The 17,449-nt window shown below is 37.4% G+C and carries 16 protein-coding genes and 1 other annotated feature; of the genes, 7 read left to right on the top strand and 9 right to left on the bottom strand.

The window, feature by feature from the left end:
- Window positions 1–97 precede the first annotated feature (97 nt).
- Complete coding sequence (gene serA / locus AC3CH7_RS18890) at window positions 98–1,705, bottom strand: phosphoglycerate dehydrogenase (protein ID WP_012292172.1); 1,608 nt, start codon at window positions 1,703–1,705, stop codon at window positions 98–100.
- Window positions 1,706–1,863: 158 nt separating this feature from the next.
- Window positions 1,864–2,103, bottom strand: a binding site (T-box leader).
- Between the two features lie 403 nt (window positions 2,104–2,506).
- Between serA and AC3CH7_RS18885 the strand changes: the two genes are divergently transcribed.
- Window positions 2,507–4,156, top strand: a complete 1,650-nt coding sequence (locus AC3CH7_RS18885) for an FAD-binding dehydrogenase (RefSeq protein ID WP_036165467.1) — start codon at window positions 2,507–2,509, stop codon at window positions 4,154–4,156.
- A gap of 66 nt (window positions 4,157–4,222) precedes the next feature.
- Here the strand turns inward: AC3CH7_RS18885 and trhO are convergent, their stop codons facing one another.
- Window positions 4,223–5,194 (bottom strand): oxygen-dependent tRNA uridine(34) hydroxylase TrhO, encoded by a 972-nt coding sequence (gene trhO / locus AC3CH7_RS18880; protein WP_031418266.1) that lies wholly within the window; start codon window positions 5,192–5,194, stop codon window positions 4,223–4,225.
- Window positions 5,195–5,333: 139 nt separating this feature from the next.
- Here trhO and AC3CH7_RS18875 point away from each other — a divergent pair, with 139 nt between their 5' ends.
- Window positions 5,334–6,116 carry an enoyl-CoA hydratase gene (locus AC3CH7_RS18875; protein WP_036165470.1) on the top strand — a complete coding sequence of 261 codons (783 nt, stop codon included), beginning with the start codon at window positions 5,334–5,336 and terminating at the stop codon, window positions 6,114–6,116.
- A gap of 46 nt (window positions 6,117–6,162) precedes the next feature.
- On the opposite strand, the gene AC3CH7_RS18870 is transcribed toward AC3CH7_RS18875, so the two are convergent.
- Window positions 6,163–6,348: a YhzD family protein gene (locus tag AC3CH7_RS18870; protein WP_008173354.1), complete on the bottom strand. Its 186-nt coding sequence runs from the start codon at window positions 6,346–6,348 to the stop codon at window positions 6,163–6,165.
- A 268-nt stretch (window positions 6,349–6,616) separates the two neighbouring features.
- Between AC3CH7_RS18870 and AC3CH7_RS18865 the strand changes: the two genes are divergently transcribed.
- The 4 genes from AC3CH7_RS18865 (at window position 6,617) to AC3CH7_RS18850 (ending at window position 13,126) form a co-directional block, all read left to right on the top strand.
- Window positions 6,617–7,831 carry a metallophosphoesterase family protein gene (locus AC3CH7_RS18865; protein ID WP_012292176.1) on the top strand — a complete coding sequence of 405 codons (1,215 nt, stop codon included), beginning with the start codon at window positions 6,617–6,619 and terminating at the stop codon, window positions 7,829–7,831.
- 5 nt (window positions 7,832–7,836) lie between these two features.
- Window positions 7,837–10,725, top strand: coding sequence for an ATP-binding protein (locus AC3CH7_RS18860; RefSeq protein WP_036160485.1), 2,889 nt, complete (start codon window positions 7,837–7,839; stop codon window positions 10,723–10,725).
- Window positions 10,722–11,657 (top strand): 3'-5' exoribonuclease YhaM, encoded by a 936-nt coding sequence (gene yhaM, locus AC3CH7_RS18855; RefSeq protein ID WP_036165476.1) that lies wholly within the window; start codon window positions 10,722–10,724, stop codon window positions 11,655–11,657. Before AC3CH7_RS18860 ends, yhaM begins: the two co-directional genes overlap by 4 nt.
- A gap of 164 nt (window positions 11,658–11,821) precedes the next feature.
- A complete protein-coding gene (locus AC3CH7_RS18850) occupies window positions 11,822–13,126 on the top strand; it encodes a methyl-accepting chemotaxis protein (RefSeq protein ID WP_031418271.1) in 1,305 nt (434 codons plus the stop codon).
- 86 nt (window positions 13,127–13,212) lie between these two features.
- On the opposite strand, the gene AC3CH7_RS18845 is transcribed toward AC3CH7_RS18850, so the two are convergent.
- On the bottom strand, window positions 13,213–14,193 hold the full coding sequence (locus tag AC3CH7_RS18845) for a peptidylprolyl isomerase (RefSeq protein WP_036217592.1): 981 nt from the start codon (window positions 14,191–14,193) through the stop codon (window positions 13,213–13,215).
- A gap of 143 nt (window positions 14,194–14,336) precedes the next feature.
- Between AC3CH7_RS18845 and AC3CH7_RS18840 the strand changes: the two genes are divergently transcribed.
- Window positions 14,337–14,441: a YjcZ family sporulation protein gene (locus AC3CH7_RS18840; RefSeq protein WP_004230765.1), complete on the top strand. Its 105-nt coding sequence runs from the start codon at window positions 14,337–14,339 to the stop codon at window positions 14,439–14,441.
- A 178-nt stretch (window positions 14,442–14,619) separates the two neighbouring features.
- Here the strand turns inward: AC3CH7_RS18840 and AC3CH7_RS18835 are convergent, their stop codons facing one another.
- From AC3CH7_RS18835 to AC3CH7_RS18815, 5 genes are all read right to left on the bottom strand, one after another.
- Window positions 14,620–14,805 carry a hypothetical protein gene (locus AC3CH7_RS18835; protein ID WP_008173337.1) on the bottom strand — a complete coding sequence of 62 codons (186 nt, stop codon included), beginning with the start codon at window positions 14,803–14,805 and terminating at the stop codon, window positions 14,620–14,622.
- A gap of 70 nt (window positions 14,806–14,875) precedes the next feature.
- Window positions 14,876–15,421, bottom strand: a complete 546-nt coding sequence (locus AC3CH7_RS18830) for a DUF3267 domain-containing protein (protein ID WP_488381824.1) — start codon at window positions 15,419–15,421, stop codon at window positions 14,876–14,878.
- A 175-nt stretch (window positions 15,422–15,596) separates the two neighbouring features.
- Complete coding sequence (locus tag AC3CH7_RS18825) at window positions 15,597–16,157, bottom strand: HTH-type transcriptional regulator Hpr (RefSeq protein ID WP_008173331.1); 561 nt, start codon at window positions 16,155–16,157, stop codon at window positions 15,597–15,599.
- Window positions 16,158–16,314: 157 nt separating this feature from the next.
- The gene (locus tag AC3CH7_RS18820; RefSeq protein WP_488381823.1) at window positions 16,315–16,710 is read right to left on the bottom strand and encodes a YtxH domain-containing protein; all 396 of its coding nucleotides are present in this window, start codon (window positions 16,708–16,710) and stop codon (window positions 16,315–16,317) included.
- A gap of 132 nt (window positions 16,711–16,842) precedes the next feature.
- Window positions 16,843–17,379 (bottom strand): tryptophan transporter, encoded by a 537-nt coding sequence (locus AC3CH7_RS18815; RefSeq protein WP_036160491.1) that lies wholly within the window; start codon window positions 17,377–17,379, stop codon window positions 16,843–16,845.
- Window positions 17,380–17,449 lie beyond the last annotated feature (70 nt).

Below are 17,449 nucleotides of genomic sequence, written 5' to 3'. Positions count from 1 at the left end.
AGACCATGCCTGCGAAGTTCGTCAGATTACCCTTCATAAAAGTATTAATTACCAAAAAAGCAGAGAGTAGGAAACCCTCTGCTTTTCACTTTACATATTATAGATTGATGGCTTTTACTTCATCAATATTTTCAAGCTGTGCCACAAATGCTAAATCCTCATTTGTTACAACGTTATCTATTGTTAACATCATAACCGCTGTTCCGCCAACTTGGGCACGGCCAACTTGCATGGTTGCGATGTTGATATCTTTTTCCGCAAGTTTAGTTGCTACACGGCCGATTGCACCTGGTTTGTCAGTATTTTTAATGTAAAGAAGATGACCCTGTGGAATAACGTCTACAACATAGTCCTCTACTTTGACGATACGTGCACCTAAGCCGTTTAATAATGTACCAGCTACAGTGTGTGTTTCATTCGCAGTAATAATTTCGATGGTAATTAAACTTGTAAAGCCCTTAGCTGTTGTCGTTTTATGCTCAATAATTTTCATACCAATACGCTCAGACAGGTAGCGAGCATTGACATCATTCACATGATTACCGTGATTTTTAGCTAATAAACCTTTTAATGCATTTGAAGTTAATGGACGGACATCATAGTTGGCTACTTCCCCAGCATAAGATAAGTTGATTTCTTTTACGGGCTCTGTTGTTACTTGTGATAAGAATGAGCCGAGTTTTTCCGCTAATTCAAAGAAAGGTTCAACTTGTGCTAGAAGTTCTTTCGGAATAGATGGCATATTCACTGGATTTGTCACAGTACCTGTTTTATAAAATTTAATAATATCATTTGACACATCAACAGCTACAGACTCTTGTGCCTCAATCGTAGACGCACCCAAGTGAGGTGTAGCAATTACTTGAGGTAAAGTAAGAAGCTTATGGTCTGTCGCTGGTTCAGATACGAATACATCCAGGGCAGCACCAGCAACTTTTCCTGCTACGATAGCATCATATAGGTCATCCTCATTAATAATACCGCCACGCGCACAGTTAATGATACGTACGCCATCTTTCATCATCGCAAATTTTTCTTTATTAATGAGATTACGTGTTTCAGGAAGAAGTGGTGTGTGTACAGTAATGAAATCGGCTGCTTCACAAATTTCTTCCACTGACGCCTTAGTGACACCTAATTCTTTTGCACGCTCATCAGTTAAGAAAGGGTCATATGCCATAACATTCATACGTTGACCTTTTGCGCGGTAAGCTACTTCAACACCGATTCGACCAAAGCCTACAACACCTAAAGTTTTGTTTTTTAGCTCTACTCCCACATAAGATTTACGGTCCCATTTCCCATTTTTTAGTGTATTAAAAGCTTGTGGAATGTGACGTGCAAGTGATGTCATCATGGCAATTGTATGTTCAGCGGCTGAGTTTGTGTTACCATCCGGAGCATTAACAACGATAATACCATGCTCAGTGGCAGCAGTAAGGTCAATATTATCGACACCTACACCAGCACGACCGATTAATTTTAAGCTTTTTGCGGCTTCAATTACTTCTCGTGTCACAGTAGTTTGTGAACGAACAAGTAACACATCTACATCTGCAATTTTAGTCATTAATTCTTCTGGTGCTAGACCAGTGTCTACGATAATATTTAAATCTAAATCTTGTTCCTGGCGTAATGGGAAAATACCATCCTCACTTAGTGGGTCAGCGATAAATACGTTAATTGTTTTTGTGGCAGTAATCATTATAATTAGCTCCTTTTAATAAATAGTAATTGTGGTTTTAACTACGACAGTCTGGAATTTGTAAAATTCTAACATCTTACAGCGTGCAAACAATCTCCTTTCCGAATCGAAAGCAATATAAAAAGCCTTCCACGCCTTACAAACACAGTTATTGTGTTGTAAGGGGCGAAAGGCTGTATAAACATTGGTTCGCGGTACCACCCTTAATCACTGCTAGAAAATTTATTCTTGCAGTCTTAGCAATATGCGTAACGTGCATGAGACGGATAAGCTTACTTAGATGGTTCGGCTTAACTATTCAGGAGTGGAACTATTATCGTAGAAATCACTGATTTACACCAACCATCAGCTCGCTTTGGATTTTCTTACGACTAGTGTGTCTCCGTCGTTATATTTTTTATGATTAAATTTGTTAACATCATAATCCCTATTGTTCACCTTTGTCAACAATAATTCTAAAAAAACTAAAAAAACATGACTTCGAAAGTCTGAAAAATACTTATATACGAATGATTTATGTATTTTAAGTGTATAATGTTCGTCTTTATGGAGTGCACAATGAAAGCGCTAACGATATTTGTAAATACTGATTTTATCAAGCTTCTATGAAGTTTATTGCGAAAATATTATATGGTAATTATATGGAATGAGTGAAGTGTTCTAAATTAGAACTGGATCGTTTTATGAAAGAAGACGAACGTTTTACGTTGTCACATTTTAGACAAACCTTTGATTTTTAGAAGGTAAATAGACTAGTAGAGAAGAATTTAAAGTAAGGATGATTGATTTGGGGGTGTAGTAATGAAATACGATGTTGCAATAGTTGGTGCCGGACTGGCAGGCTTAGTGGCAGCCTGCGAGTTAGTCGATGCAAAGAAAAAAATACTTTTAGTAGATCAAGAGCCTGAAAATTCAATGGGGGGACAGGCATTTTGGTCTTTTGGTGGCATATTTTTGGTAAATTCTCCTGAACAAAGAAGGCTCGGCATTAAGGATAGTAAGGAGTTGGCATGGCAGGATTGGCTAGGGACAGCAGGTTTTGATCGTTTAGAAGATGAGGATTCCTGGGCATACAAATGGGCGAGGGCCTACGTCGATTTTGCTGCGGGTGAAAAATATCATTGGTTGAAGTCAAAGGGTATTAAATTTTTCCCTGTTGTTGGTTGGGCAGAACGGGGTGGCTCACATGCTGGTGGACACGGGAATTCAGTGCCGAGGTTTCATATTGTATGGGGAACAGGTCCAGGCATTGTCAAGCCATTTGTGGATAAAGTTAAAAAGGCAATAAAAGATGGCTATATTGAGTTTAAACCACGACATCGTGTGGATGAATTTATTCAACAAGATGGAAAGATTATGGGGATAAGTGGCACAGTACTAGCAGAAACCTTTATCAGTCGAGGGGAAAAAAGTTCAAGATTAGGAGTCGGAGAATTTTCGTATGAGGCTGCAGCCGTTATTGTGGCAAGTGGTGGTATCGGGGCCAATTTTGATTTAGTGAGAAAAAATTGGCCAGAACGATTAGGGACCCCTCCTAAAAATATGGTCTGTGGTGTTCCTGCATATGTAGATGGAAGAATGCTTGAAATTACAGAGCATGCAGGGGGACGTATTGTGAATCGTGATCGTATGTGGCATTACACAGAAGGATTAAAAAATTGGGATCCGATTTGGCCTAATCATGGAATACGAATTTTGCCAGGCCCCTCCTCTTTATGGTTTGATGCAGAAGGTAACCGATTTCATGCGCCTAATTTCCCTGGATTCGATACGCTCAGTACACTAGAAACGATTCAAAAAACAGGCTATGACTATTCCTGGTTTATTTTAACAGAAAAAATTATTGAGAAAGAATTTGCTTTATCTGGCTCGGAGCAAAATCCGGATTTAACAAACAAAAGCATTGGTGATGTTTTAAAAAGGATCATGCCCGGACCACCTGCTCCAATCCAAGCCTTTAAAAATCATGGTGAGGATTTTGTGATTGCAAATGATTTAAGAGAACTAGTAAATGGAATGAATAAACTAGCAGGCAATGATTTACTCGATTTCATGAAAATTAAAGAGCAAATTTTAGCGAGGGATCGAGAAATGGATAATAAGTTTACAAAAGATATACAGGTGAACGCCATTCATGGTGCCAGAAATTATATTGGGGATAAGCTAATCCGTGTTGCCAAGCCACATAAAATTTTAGATACTAAAAATTGGCCTTTAATTGCGGTACGATTAAATATTTTAACAAGAAAAACCTTAGGGGGCTTACAAACAAACTTAAATGGAGCAGTATTAGGGATGGATGGTCAGCCTATTCCAGGACTATTTGCTGCTGGTGAAGTAAGCGGCTTCGGGGGCGGTGGTGTTCATGGCTACCGCGCTTTAGAAGGTACGTTTGTTGGTGGCTGTTTATTTAGTGGTAGGCAGGTAGGGCGTTTTTTAGCAGAAGTGTAATGCCAGTGCAAAAAGAGCATCGTTATAAACGATGCTCTTTTTGTCACCAAGTAATAATGACAGCGATTATGATTTTGCGTTTTGGACAACTGCAATTCTAGCGATTTGTTCTTCGATTTGATGAACCGTCCAGCCATGCTCCTCCACGAAGAAGTTACGTTTGGCACGACGGCATTCATCAGAGCAGCTGCGCATATAAAAGGCTTCATGCTTTTCTTCACATAGCATTAATTTATGGCATTCAGGGTTTGCACAGTTCGTATAACGTTCGGAAGGTTCACCTGTGAAATAATCTTTTCCGATAACGATATGCTCCACTTGATTGATTGGCACACTGCGACGACGATCAAAAACAAACATTTGCCCATCCCAAAGTTGCCCCTTTACTTCAGAATCTTTTGCGTATGTGGCAATTCCACCATGTAATTGACCAACACTTTTTCCATAGCCCTCACGTTTTAACCAACCAGAGAATTTTTCACAGCGTATTCCACCTGTACAGTAAGTTAAAATCTTTTTATCAGCGAATTCTTCTTTATGTGTTTCCATCCATGCTGGCAAGTCACGGAAATTTTCAATATCAGGTCGAACCGCGCCTCTAAAATGGCCAAGATCGTATTCATAGTCATTACGTGCATCGATAATAATAGTATTCTCTTCTTGCATTTGTTCCATAAATTCCTTAGGAGATAAATAATCCCCTGTTATCTCTAAGGGATTGATATCATTTTCTAAGCCTAAGTGAACGATCTCGCGGCGAGGGCGAACGTGCATTTTTTTGAAAGCGTGTCCTTCAGCTTCATCAATTTTCCACATGATATCACTAAAGCGAGGGTCAGCCTTCATATGATTCATGTAAGCATCTGTTTGTTCAATAGTCCCCGAAACCGTTCCGTTAATCCCTTCGTGACCAACTAAAATGCGGCCAAGAAGTCCGAGTTCTTGACATACTGCTAAATGTTCTTCAGCAAATGCTATAGGGTCTTCAATCGTAACATATTTATAATAAAGTAATATACGATAGTCTTTTTGTGTCAAAATACGTAACCACCTTTATAACAATATTCGTCCTTTAATATAGCATAATGAAGGTAAATTTGTTTAGCAGAGAAGGAGTTTACTAAAAAAACACGAATAGTACATAGTGAATGACTATTCATATTTGGGGGTAATGGAGATGGAATTTTCAACAATTACTGTAGAAAAGCTAGATCGACGTGCAACGTTAACTTTGAATCGTCCTCAGGCGATGAATGCGATGGATGACGTTATGATGCGAGAACTCGCTGAATGCTTTGAGGCTTTGCAACAGGAAAAAGATATACAAGTACTTGTTATTCGTGGAGAAGGGAAGGTCTTTTCTGCTGGAGGCGATATTAAGGCGATGCTTGATTCAACTAAGCCTTTAAATATTGATGAGGCGATGGGTTATCTTACACGCATCGTTAAGGCCTATTATCAGCTGCCAATGATAGTCATTGCGGCAGTTCATGGCGCATCGGCAGGTCTTGGCTTTAGTTTAACACTGGGGGCGGATATTGTTGTGGCCTGTGAAAATAGTAAACTAGCTATGAACTTCATAGGGATAGGACTGATTCCAGATGGAGGTGGTCACTTCTTTATGAAGGAACGTGTGGGGACTGTTAAAGCAAAACAAATGATTTGGGAAGGGAAGGTGCTTACTGCAAATGAAGCATTAGATGCAGGATTAATCGACTATATGGCACCAGATGGCACTGTATTTGCAATGGCAGATCAGCTTGTGGGTAAAATGCTTGCTTCACCTATTTCTTCTATGATTACGACAAAAAACATTTTACATGCTCAAAATTTACCACAGCTGGAAAATATCCTTGCACTAGAAGCAGAAGGACAATCAACAATGCGTAAAACGACAGATCATATAGAAGGTATTCATGCTTTTGTAGAGAAAAGAACACCTGTCTTTGTAGGAAAATAAAAATAAGAAAAGGCATGTAGATATCCTACGTGCCTTTTCTCAATTATTAAACATGGAATAAAATTAATTTACCTGAAGCATTTACTAGACGATGAGTTTTGTTGGCAACACCTTTTTCTTCAATTTGTTGTTGGCCATTTAATTTAGCAGCTTCGTCATTTTCAAATGTCCATGTTTCATCAAACAATGTTTCCCCTGTTTTTTCGAAAGCTGTGAAACGATAGTTCTCCATACAAACCCCACCCTTTTATTTAAATATATATCTATTATACATAGAAGATTTATAAACTTCACGGTAAAACTAGTAAACTATTTGATGAATTACGAAAATTGTGGAAAAAGTAAGTCGACGTTTTTTTTTAAGCATTACCATTTTTCATAAATAGGGAAGTATGATAAAATAGAACAAATATTCGGTTTTGTAATCATATATGACTGCTTTGGTTGATAGTTTGTAGTAACTAACTGAGGTGGGAAATATCTATAGTTGGGGTGATTGGATGTCAGAAATTCGTTTTTTTCATATGGCAGATTTACATTTGGATAGTCCATTTAAGGGCTTATTTGGCTTACCTGAACACATTTTAAAGGAAATTCGATCAAGTACCTTTGATGCTTTTGATAAAATTATTCAGAAGGCAATTCAGGAGCAGCCAGACTTTTTATTAATTGTCGGAGATATTTATGATGGTGAAAATCGCAGTTTACAAGCCCAAAGAAAATTTCAAGATGCAATGGAGAAACTTTTTCAACACAATATTCCTGTAATTATTAGCTACGGGAATCATGATCATTTAAAAGGAACTTGGACACGTTTTTCTTTACCAAGTAATGTTTATGAATTACCGGCTGAAACAAGTGTTGTTCAGTTGAAAATCCGTGGTCAGCAAGTCTGTATATACGGCTTCAGCTATAGTGAACGCCACCTGAAGGAGTCTGTTATTGATACGTTTCCAATCGCTCAAGATTCTCATGCAATTCATATTGGCATGTTGCATGGCAGTGAGGCTAGTGATACGTCACATGCTTTGTATGCGCCATTTACCAAACAGCAACTGCTTGAAAAGAATTATCATTATTGGGCGCTAGGGCATATTCATAAACGACAACTGTTACATGAAAACCCTCCTATAGTTTATCCAGGCAATATTCAAAGTCGTCATCGTAAAGAACAAGGAATAAAAGGTTGCTATGATGTAACTTTATCTCAAACAGCATGTGAATTAGATTTTATTCCTACCTCCGCTATTGTTTATACCACGATAGAGGTGGATTGTACAAATATCGTTCATGCTAATGAATTACTTAAAAGATGTGAAGAAGCAATTGCTGTCAATCGTACTTCATGGGGAGCGGCGGTAGTTGAGCTTTATTTAAAAAATATTGATGAGCAAACAGAAGCATTGTTTGAGCATGCGACGGTGGACACTTGGCTGGATACCATTCGAGAGGCAGAAGAGGGTATTGAGCCAATGTGTTGGGTACAAAAAATGGTGTTACAAAAACCTTCGATTCATGGTGAATATTCTGCTGCTACGCAGTCAGTCGTAAGTTTAATGGAGCAATGGGATAGTAATGACTGGAAGGATATACTAAAAGACTTATACCAGTATGCTGGTGGCGCTCGGCTGATTGAGCCTTTATCTGAAAAGGATATAAAGAATCTAACGCACAATGCACAGTCACTATTGGCGGAAGAAATTCAAAGGGCGTGATGCACATGCTAACAATCAAAAAACTACAAATTTATGGCTTTGGTAAGCATGAAAACGTGACGATTCCCTTAAATGAAGGCGTTACAATTTTTTATGGATTAAATGAGGCAGGAAAAACAACGATTCAGCAATTTGTTTTACAAATGCTCTTTGGCTTTCCAACAAGACAGCAGACACAGCGCAAATATGAACCAAAAGCATCGACGAAATTCGGTGGTCAGCTGACACTATTACACCCTATTTATGGTTCATGCATTATTGAGCGTGTGAAAGGCAAGGCTGCAGGTGATGTTACTGTTTATCTTGAAGATGGTACAACAGGACAGGAGGAGCTGTTAGCTAAGCTTTTATATGGCTATTCTAGAGCATCCTTTGAATCCATTTTTTCCTTTTCATTGCATGAGCTTCAGGGCATTGAAAAAATGTCTGAGGAGGAACTAACACATCTTCTCCTCTCCTCTGGTACAACAGGTATCCAGCACTTGTCTGCTCTTGAGAAAAAAATGGATAAAGAGGCCAATGAGCTATTTAAGAAGACAGGTAAAGTTCCAGTAATCAATCAAAAAATTGAGCAGTTAAAGCAACTCGAGCGAATGATTAGACACGAGCAAGGTAAGATCCAAACATTTGAGAATAAATTACAACAATTGCAACTTCTTGAGCAAAACCTTGAGAAACTTTATGCCACTCAAAAAAAGCAACAACAACAATGGCAATACTTAACGGTTCAAAAGCAGGCCTTGCCTCTTATCAAGCAACAACAGATGTTGCAGCAAGCATTAGGTAATGATCCGCATGTTCAATTTCCAGCAGAAGGTGTAAGACGATATGAACAAGTAAAGGACCGACTTTTACATGAAAGTCAGCAGTTGCTGCAATTAAAAGAACAATATCAATTGCTACAGGACAAAGTGCTCGCGACAGTGAATGAGCAAACTGTAAATGAAATGGGCCGCCTTATGCAAAAAGAGGCAACATGGCATCAGCTGATCGTGAAGGAGAAAAACTTACGGGATGATCTCTTTATGCTTGAGCAAGAAATAGATGCGCAGTTTCGTTTATTAGGTGTGCAAGAAAAAGAGGCACAGAACATTCTTCTTGGAGAAACAGTATCCTTACAGCAGGAACAGCAATTTCAACAGCAATTAAAAAGGCTGGAGGAGGCGGAGGATGAGCTAAAGTTTCATTTACATTCGCTAGAGCAAGTCCATCAAGCATTAGATGCCATAACGCAACAAAAGCAAAGGCTAAAGCAGGAGTCATTAACAAAGGAAGAAGAACATATTTTAGCACAGTGGCCTCAACAAAAGCGGAGGCTAGAGCAATTGCGTGCTGCCAAATCGCAACGGACTAAACAAAGGCAGCCTAATTATTTTTCCTTGATGATTTTATTAATTGGTTTATTATCATTTGTTTATGGGATATTCCAAAAAAATGTGGCAGTGGCCATTATTGGTGCTATTTTGACCATCATAACCATTTGGTTGATAAAGTTTGTTAGACCAGCAACGGAGACGTCCGATAAAGAAAATAGTCACCTCTTACGACAATTAGAGCAGGATGAAATGACTGTACAAACTATACTCCTAAAGAAACAAAGATTGGAGGATCGTTGGTTACATGTCCATGAACAGCAAAGTGAGAAGGAGCAACAATATGCTCAATTGGAATATAAAATTCAACAAGCGGAGCTGGAGAGTGAAGAAACTACGCAGTCATTGCAGCAATTTTTAAAACGCTATCGATTACAAGGTACGATAGCTAGAACGTTAATGCCCGAATTATTTATGCGTATACGAAGTGTTCAAGAATTGGCGGTTAAAAGGGAGGGCTCAATAAGCCTTTTGCAAGAAGTTCAGGATGAAAAGAACAGCCTTTATGAACAGCTTCAACTAGTATTAAATGAAAATTATAATGAACATGAAATATATATGTATCTACGAACAGCCTATCTGGACGCACAGCAACAGCAACAGCAAGTGCAGCAAGCACAAGCTCAGCTAGCTGACATCAAGATTAAGCTACAAAGTGGACAAACACGAATAGATCGTTATACAGCTGATATGATGCAGCTATTGAACGAAGCGGAGGTGCAAAACGAGCAAGCTTTTTATGAGAGATATGAGCAATTTGAGCATCAAAGAAAAATAATGACAGAGCTTCAAACGGTTCAGGCTCAAATAGCCTCGTTGGATTTATCTGAAAATGTTGGTTTAAAAGAGGACTCTGTTATCGAGGATATGCGGGTTTTAGAGCAGGAGCAAGCTTCTTTGCAAATGGATATAGACCGATGTCTTGAACATCGTGCTGCATTGCAAATTGAAAAAGAACAGCTATTAAATGATGAAAAATATGGCCAACTACTTCAAGAGTTTGAGCAGGAAAAATCGGAGTTACAGCAAATGATTGAGCATTGGGCAACGAAAAAGGCTGTGGCGACTGCTATTCATGAAACATTATTTCGTCTTCGGGAAGAAAAATTACCACATGTTTTATCGAAGGTTAATGCAATATTCCAATTACTTACAGGAGGGCGCTACGTTCAACTTACGATTCACGACGAAGGCTACTTTATGGCGCAAGATGTGGCGGGAATCCGTTATCAAATGGTTGAATTATCGCAGGCAACTAAGGAGCAAGCCTACATTGCATTACGTCTGGCACTTGCACAAACGTTGATAACCTCTGCGCCATTCCCGATTATTATGGACGATCCGTTTGTCCATTTTGATCGAAACCGTACAGACAAAATGGTACAATTAATGAAAGAAGTAGGATATGAACGTCAAATTTTATATTTTACTTGCCATGATGAAATGCTCAAACATTGGCCAAAAGAGCAAATTATAGATGTAGGAGCACTAGCAAATGAAAGGGGAGTGGCGTCAACATGAAAGGAATTACAACGCTTCAGGTTGGAGAATCAGTGGATCAATATTTATTAATTAAACAAGCGACAAAAGGAGTTACTACTGTTGGGAAGCCATTTATGTCGCTAATATTACAAGATAAAAGTGGAGATATTGAGGCTAAGCTTTGGGATACAAATGAAGATCATGAAAAGATGTATCATGCTGAAGCCATTGTACGTGTCGGTGGAGAAATTCACGACTATAGAGGGAAAAATCAATTGCGTATCAAAGCTATTCGTGTGGCAAAGCCAGAAGAAGGAGTTGCCATTCATGATTTAGTACCCTCCTCTGCAACACCAAAGGAACAACTTTTTGAAGAATTAAATCAATTTTTCTTTGATATTAAAAACCCAAATATTTCACGTATTACGAGAGCGGCCATTAAAAAACACCAGGATGCCATTTTAGTGTTCCCAGCGGCTACTAAAAATCATCATGATTATGCTTCTGGCTTATTAGATCATATGGTGTCTATGCTAAAACTAGGTAAGGCCATTGCTGATTTATATCCGACTCTTAATCGAGATCTATTATATGCAGGTATTATTTTGCACGATATTGGAAAAGTGGTGGAGCTGTCTGGACCAGTTGCCACGACGTACACAGTGGAGGGAAACCTTTTAGGACATATTACGATAATGGTGAATGAAATTGCTAAGATTGCTAATGAACTAGAAATTGAAGGTGAAGAAGTGATGCTTTTGCAGCATATGGTTTTATCTCACCATGGCAAAGAAGAGTGGGGTAGTCCGAAAAAGCCGATGGTTCAAGAAGCAGAAATTTTACATTATATTGATAACATCGATGCTAAGATGAATATGCTAACTAGAGCATTAGGTAAAACAGCACCTGGTGAATTTACAGAGCGACTATTCCCTCTGGATAATCGATCATTTTATAAACCAACATTTTAATCTTTCAACACATTATTTGTGAAATTTTAGTTTCAAAATAACTGGATGAGCTAGCTTTTTTATAAGTCTATCTATATATCTGTGGAATTTCAGTACCTATCCATTGTACCAGTACTGTATTTATTTTAGAATATAGGAAGAATTTATAGGAATGGGGAAAAACAATGGATAAAGAGGGACTTGTTTCACGTAAAATAAAATTTTGGAAAAGCTTGATTTTCAAAATGATACTAGCTATTGGTATCAGTTTATTTATTAGCTCACATATTTCTGAGTTCGTCAGCCAACAAATCGAAAAGGTAGTGGCGTTAAATGGTAGTGCAGGAGTGGCCATTAATACATTTATTTCGCTATTTATTGGTACTGTTATTATTTCTTTATGTACAAGGTATATCGTCTTAAAACGTGTAAAGCGCGTCTTAAAGGCAATGACGGAAGCTGCGGATGGCGATTTAACAGTTCGTATAGATGATAAATTGAAAGATGAAATTGGTCAATTATCAACGGAATTTAATCATATGTTAGAGCAAATAGGTACAGTTATTGAAAAGGCGAATAAAGCATCTTCGGATGTTTCTACTTTTACAAATGAATTTACTACTATTACTGAGCAAAGTAGTAACACAGTTGAAACCATTTCTGTTGCCATTAGAGAAATTGCTGCTAGTGCAGAAGGGCAATTGAAGCAAATGGACTTATTATCGGACTCCGCTAACTTAATTTCCAAAGATATGGACCATGCTTCATCCGCAGTCCAGGCAGTTGCAGATATAGCGAATGAAACGAATCAAAAGGCTGATTTAGGATTACAGTTAATTGAACAAACGATTGGAAAAATGAATACCATTAATGAATCTGTACACCAATCAACAGAGGTTGTTAATGCGCTAGGGGAAAAATCGAAGGAAATTAGTACTATTGTGGCACTAATTACAAGTATTACGGATCAAACAAATTTGCTTGCACTGAATGCTTCCATAGAGGCGGCACGTGCAGGAGAGGCTGGAAAAGGATTTGCGGTTGTGGCAGATGAAGTAAGAAAACTAGCAGAGGAATCTGGGAAGGCTGCTGACAATATTAGAACATTAGTAGATGATATCTTAAGTCAAACATCAAGCGCAGTTTCTGCTATTAATAGTGGTACACAATTTGTGGAGGAAGGGCGAGAGGCTGTTGAGCAGACAGGTGGTGCCTTTAAAAATATTGTAGATTATTTACAACAAATTAGCCAACGTACCAAGGAAGTTACGGATATAGTATTGCGTGTAAATGACAAGGCAAGCCAAACCGATTCTGCAACAAAAGAAATTGTTGATATTGCAAATAGCACATCTTCAGGTATACAGCATATCGCGCTCTCTATAGAGCAACAAACTGCGTCTAACGAGGAAATTGCAAGTGCAGCAAATGTCCTTCAGACGATGTCGAATGACTTACAAGCCGAAATAAGCCAGTTCAAAGTAAAATAACAAAAGAGAAAGGGAGCATCTGTATTATGAGATGCTCCCTTTTTTTGAGGATGTCGCTCTTTAAATGGAAAAGGACATCATCTGAATTATTTAGATTCTTTATCTGTATCTTCTGCTTTGTCGCTAGATTCTTCCTTAGAAGCTTTTTCTTCTGCTTTTTTAGCTTCTTCTTCAGCCGCTTTAGCTTGTTCTTCACTTGTAGTCGTAAAGAATTCTAGGGAATCTTTTAAATCTTTATCAGAAGTTTTAACATTCGCATCTTTTGCCATTTTCGCAACGATGTCTTTTAGAATAGTTTGTGCTTCACCTGTTTGGTTCAGTTTACTTAACATAGTTGTACGAATTTTTTCTTCTTCATCTTTAAATGAACCAACATCTTTCACGTCACGTTTCTCCGTAATTTCGATTACGTGATAACCAAAGCTAGATTTTACCGGCTCACTTAAAGTGTTTAATTCAAGCGCATAAGCAGCATCGTTAAACTCATCAACCATCGAACCAACTGAGAACCATCCAAGCTCGCCGCCTTTTTGTGCAGAGCCTGTATCTGTAGAGTACTCTTTTGCTACATCAGCAAATTTAGCGCCACCTTTTATTTTTTCAATGACTTCTTTTGCTGTTTTTTCATCTGCTACTAAAATATGACGACCATTTAGTTCTGTTTTCATTTGCTCGTAGTATTTTTTCACATCTTCTTCTTTAATGGCTTGGTCTTTTAAAGCTTTTTCTTGAAGAAGTTGAACGCGTAATGAATCTTTAAAGCCTTGCTCTGTTAAGCCACTTTCAGCTAGTGCTTGTGCAAAACCATCACCAAATTGTGAAGCTGTTGTATCGTAAGCTTCTTTAAGTTCTTTATCTGTTACTTCATATTTGTCAGACAATACTTTTTCAGTCACCATTTGCTGTAATACATATGAGCCTGTTAAAGATTTGGCTTTTTCATTAAAGTCAGCAACTGAAATATCGCCAACTTTAGAAGTAACGATTGCTTTGCTATCTCCGCCGCTACACGCACCAAGCGCTAAAACAGAAGCAGCTAAAGTTAAAGATAAAACTGTCTTTTTCATAGTGGATATTCTCTCCTAACATGGTTTCGTCCATTTTTTACTATAACATAAACGTTTTAAAAACAAAATGGTTCCCCCTTGAGTATTGCCTATATTTCAAATTTTGAAGCGCATAGGATATAGAAAAGAAAGGGGGTGAAGTTATGGGCAACGGAGGATACGGTGGCGGTGGCTACGGCTCAGGCTTTGCTTTATTAGTTGTGTTATTTATTTTATTAATTATCGTTGGTGCAGCGTTCCTATACTAATTAATAAAACAGTGAAAAGCTAAGAGCTCTATTAACTCTTAGCTTTTCTTAACAATGTTAGTACTTCACGCCGCATGCCAAAGATCCAAGCCGTTAGTAATGGTTTGAACAAGTTGTTTAATGGGGACTCAACTTATCTTGTAGCGTGCGGACGTGAATGTATTTTACTTTTCGATTGTTATACTGCATATAAAATTTCAATATAAAATGAGACAAGTAAAATGGTAATAAGTATATTTATAGTTCGGAATATTTTTGGCTGGTTTTCTTCGGGAATTTCACGTCGCATACATAGAGCATATGTCATACGGTTAATTTGAAATAAATAGAATACCGAGAATAGAACTACAATCATTAATAGCAAGTCTATTCCTCCCCTCTTTCAATAGTAATAGCATAACAAAGAACGCCATTAAAAAACAAGTACAAGCAATTTAGTGAACAGTTGGTGGAACTAAAATCTCATAGCCCTTTGGTGTTTCTTCAATTTGTGAGTTTTTTGGTGAATTCAATAAATATTTCACGTAAAGTATATCAATTAAACATAGACTACAGTGATATGCTAACAGCAATGTACCGTAATGTGTATAGGCTGGTAGTAGCCAAGTACCTATGATAATACTAGAATTGAGAACGATAAAAGGCGTAAGAAGTGCTAGTATATAGCGATTTTTGGATAATGGCTCATGAATACGCATGTGTAGAACAGGAATTAGATAAAATTGCGTACGGACACGCAATTTAAGATGCTGTCGTAAATCGTACAGAGCTAAAAAGTGTAGAAACTTGTGAACCGGATAAAGTGTTAATACGGCTATTACAAAGAGCCAGAATAAATGATCGGTGTAGTGCTCTTCATTAAATAAATTAAACGTCACATACGATACGGAAAAAACGGATAAAAAAGTAATAACACCCATTATAATAATACGCGTAGTGCCGTAATGATGTTCAAGATTTAAAATTTTCCAACAGTGCATAGTTTATTATCAACTCCGAAAATAGGAAGTGTCCTATTTAATGTAAATTGAATTGTCTTAGAATGCAAGAGAAAGGAGGTACTTCAGAAATATTTCTGAAATACCTCCTTTCACATAATTTATTCCTGCTAGCACAACAAGAATCCCCATGAAAATATCTGTACGATAGTTTTATTTATCCTTTTACAGTTGGACGTTCTTCAAGCGTGTCAAAGGAATCACGAAAATGCTGGAAGGAGCGTTCAAAAATATCGATGAAATCCTCACCATAAATATTACGAATGACAGCCATTACGTCTAAAAAATCTGGGAAACGGCCATATAAGTCCTTTAAGGCCAATGATCCTTCTAATACAGAATGATAAGTATTATGGTAGTTTTTATTCATCTCTACAATGAGCTCTGTACCAGCTTCAGTTAGCTCAACATACGTATTGCGCTTATCATCATCTCGCTTTGAAAACTTAAGGAAGCCACGTTCTTCTAATTTTTTGGAGAAATTGAATGCTGTAGATACATGCATGACTCCAAACTTTGCTACATCCGAAATAGATGCCCCTTTTAAATGATAGGAAATCCACAGAATATGGTGTTCATTAATATTTAAATCATAGGGTTTAATCCATTGTTGCCAATCTTTTTCAACCGCTTTCCATAGTGCTTTCGATAATTGTGCGATTCTTTGACTATAAAGCATAGCTTCTTTTTGTGTGTATAATTCCTCTGACAATACCATCACCTACTGCTTTCTTTCACATTTTTAAAAATATTATAGCAGTAAAGAAAAAAAGTTTAAAGTTAGAAAAATTCAAAAATTGAAAAGTGGTTAAAAAATAATATTATAGCAATAGTTTTTGATGAAAAAATAGATAAGTAAGCTCCTAAAGAGGACTTTAGTCGCTTGTTTTTTTCTGTGGTTTTTCCTTATTTTCTGTGAATTGTGCAATGTTTTTCTCGATTTCGCTTATCGAATTCTGTAAAGCATCTAATTCTTGTTGCAAATTATTTTTATTTGGCTCTATTTCTTCTGAAAAAGTGGTAATTGTTTGTTTTAAATCATTTATTATTTGTGGGATATTATTTTTAACTTCGTTTGTTAAAGTATTGACAGAGTGTTTCACAGTCCCTACTTGTTGTTTAACATCGAGGAGCATGCCTTTTGTTTGATCTACGTTTTGTTTTAAAGTTGTACGTAACTGCTGGCCTGATTGTGGAGTTGAGAACAAAACAGCAGCTGTTCCACCGATAATACCTGTTGCTAGTCCAATTAAAAATGGTTTTGCTTTCATAATATATACCTCATTTCTTGTCATGTTTATCTACTATTAAACCATGAAAAGCATGAATACAAAAAGAAAAAGAAACTGAACGAGTGATAGATCATCACAGTGCAGTTTCTTTTAAATGTTTAAAGTCAATAGTTATGAAATCTGAGAAATGGCTGTTACAAATTTAGAGCGCTTCACTAATTTTGCTACAATAGGATAAATAATAGCAAAAGCAACGACATTAAATGCTACAGCTGGAAGGACAACCCCAATAAATAGCATTGTAAACGTTGCACCTACATTTGCATTGAAAACAAAAAGTGCTGCTGCTAAAAAGACTGTACCTGATAGAATAGTACCCAAACCAACTAAAAATGCAGAGACAGCGAAACTCTTTGCTATCCTTTTTAGAATAACTAAAGCAGCTAAAAACACAAAGCCTGTCACCGCTTTATCAATAATGTTCGGAACTAGACCAGCAGGAAATGTTGTGAACAAACCTGAAAGTACCCCTGTTGCTAGCGAAAGTAAAAACGTTTCTTTCACTGTAGGAAATAATAAAATGCCAATGAACATCATTGTTAACATGAAATCAGGCTTCATGCCATTAATCATTCCCGGTGTCACGACATATAGTGCCGCTCCGATACCAACTAAAAGGGCCATTAATACTAAATTCTTTGTATTCATTTTTAATCTCTCCTCGACTGAGCTAATCTATTAGTTTCCCAACGTGTCCTCGTGACCGTTAGCGAAACTT

The organism is Lysinibacillus sp. F12 (assembly GCF_057773605.1).
Note: the sequence above shows the minus strand (reverse complement) of the source record. Positions and strands in the feature narration are given on the sequence as shown.

Bases quoted from the DNA above. Each gene is read 5' to 3' on its own strand.
- serA (WP_012292172.1), bottom strand. From the start codon at position 1,705: ATGATTACTGCCACAAAAACAATTAACGTATTTATCGCTGACCCACTA.
- AC3CH7_RS18885 (WP_036165467.1), top strand. From the start codon at position 2,507: ATGAAATACGATGTTGCAATAGTTGGTGCCGGACTGGCAGGCTTAGTG.
- AC3CH7_RS18875 (WP_036165470.1), top strand. From the start codon at position 5,334: ATGGAATTTTCAACAATTACTGTAGAAAAGCTAGATCGACGTGCAACG.
- AC3CH7_RS18870 (WP_008173354.1), bottom strand. From the start codon at position 6,348: ATGGAGAACTATCGTTTCACAGCTTTCGAAAAAACAGGGGAAACATTG.
- AC3CH7_RS18865 (WP_012292176.1), top strand. From the start codon at position 6,617: ATGTCAGAAATTCGTTTTTTTCATATGGCAGATTTACATTTGGATAGT.
- AC3CH7_RS18860 (WP_036160485.1), top strand. From the start codon at position 7,837: ATGCTAACAATCAAAAAACTACAAATTTATGGCTTTGGTAAGCATGAA.
- yhaM (WP_036165476.1), top strand. From the start codon at position 10,722: ATGAAAGGAATTACAACGCTTCAGGTTGGAGAATCAGTGGATCAATAT.
- AC3CH7_RS18850 (WP_031418271.1), top strand. From the start codon at position 11,822: ATGGATAAAGAGGGACTTGTTTCACGTAAAATAAAATTTTGGAAAAGC.
- AC3CH7_RS18845 (WP_036217592.1), bottom strand. From the start codon at position 14,193: ATGAAAAAGACAGTTTTATCTTTAACTTTAGCTGCTTCTGTTTTAGCG.
- AC3CH7_RS18840 (WP_004230765.1), top strand. From the start codon at position 14,337: ATGGGCAACGGAGGATACGGTGGCGGTGGCTACGGCTCAGGCTTTGCT.
- AC3CH7_RS18830 (WP_488381824.1), bottom strand. From the start codon at position 15,421: ATGCACTGTTGGAAAATTTTAAATCTTGAACATCATTACGGCACTACG.
- AC3CH7_RS18825 (WP_008173331.1), bottom strand. From the start codon at position 16,157: ATGGTATTGTCAGAGGAATTATACACACAAAAAGAAGCTATGCTTTAT.
- AC3CH7_RS18820 (WP_488381823.1), bottom strand. From the start codon at position 16,710: ATGAAAGCAAAACCATTTTTAATTGGACTAGCAACAGGTATTATCGGT.
- AC3CH7_RS18815 (WP_036160491.1), bottom strand. From the start codon at position 17,379: ATGAATACAAAGAATTTAGTATTAATGGCCCTTTTAGTTGGTATCGGA.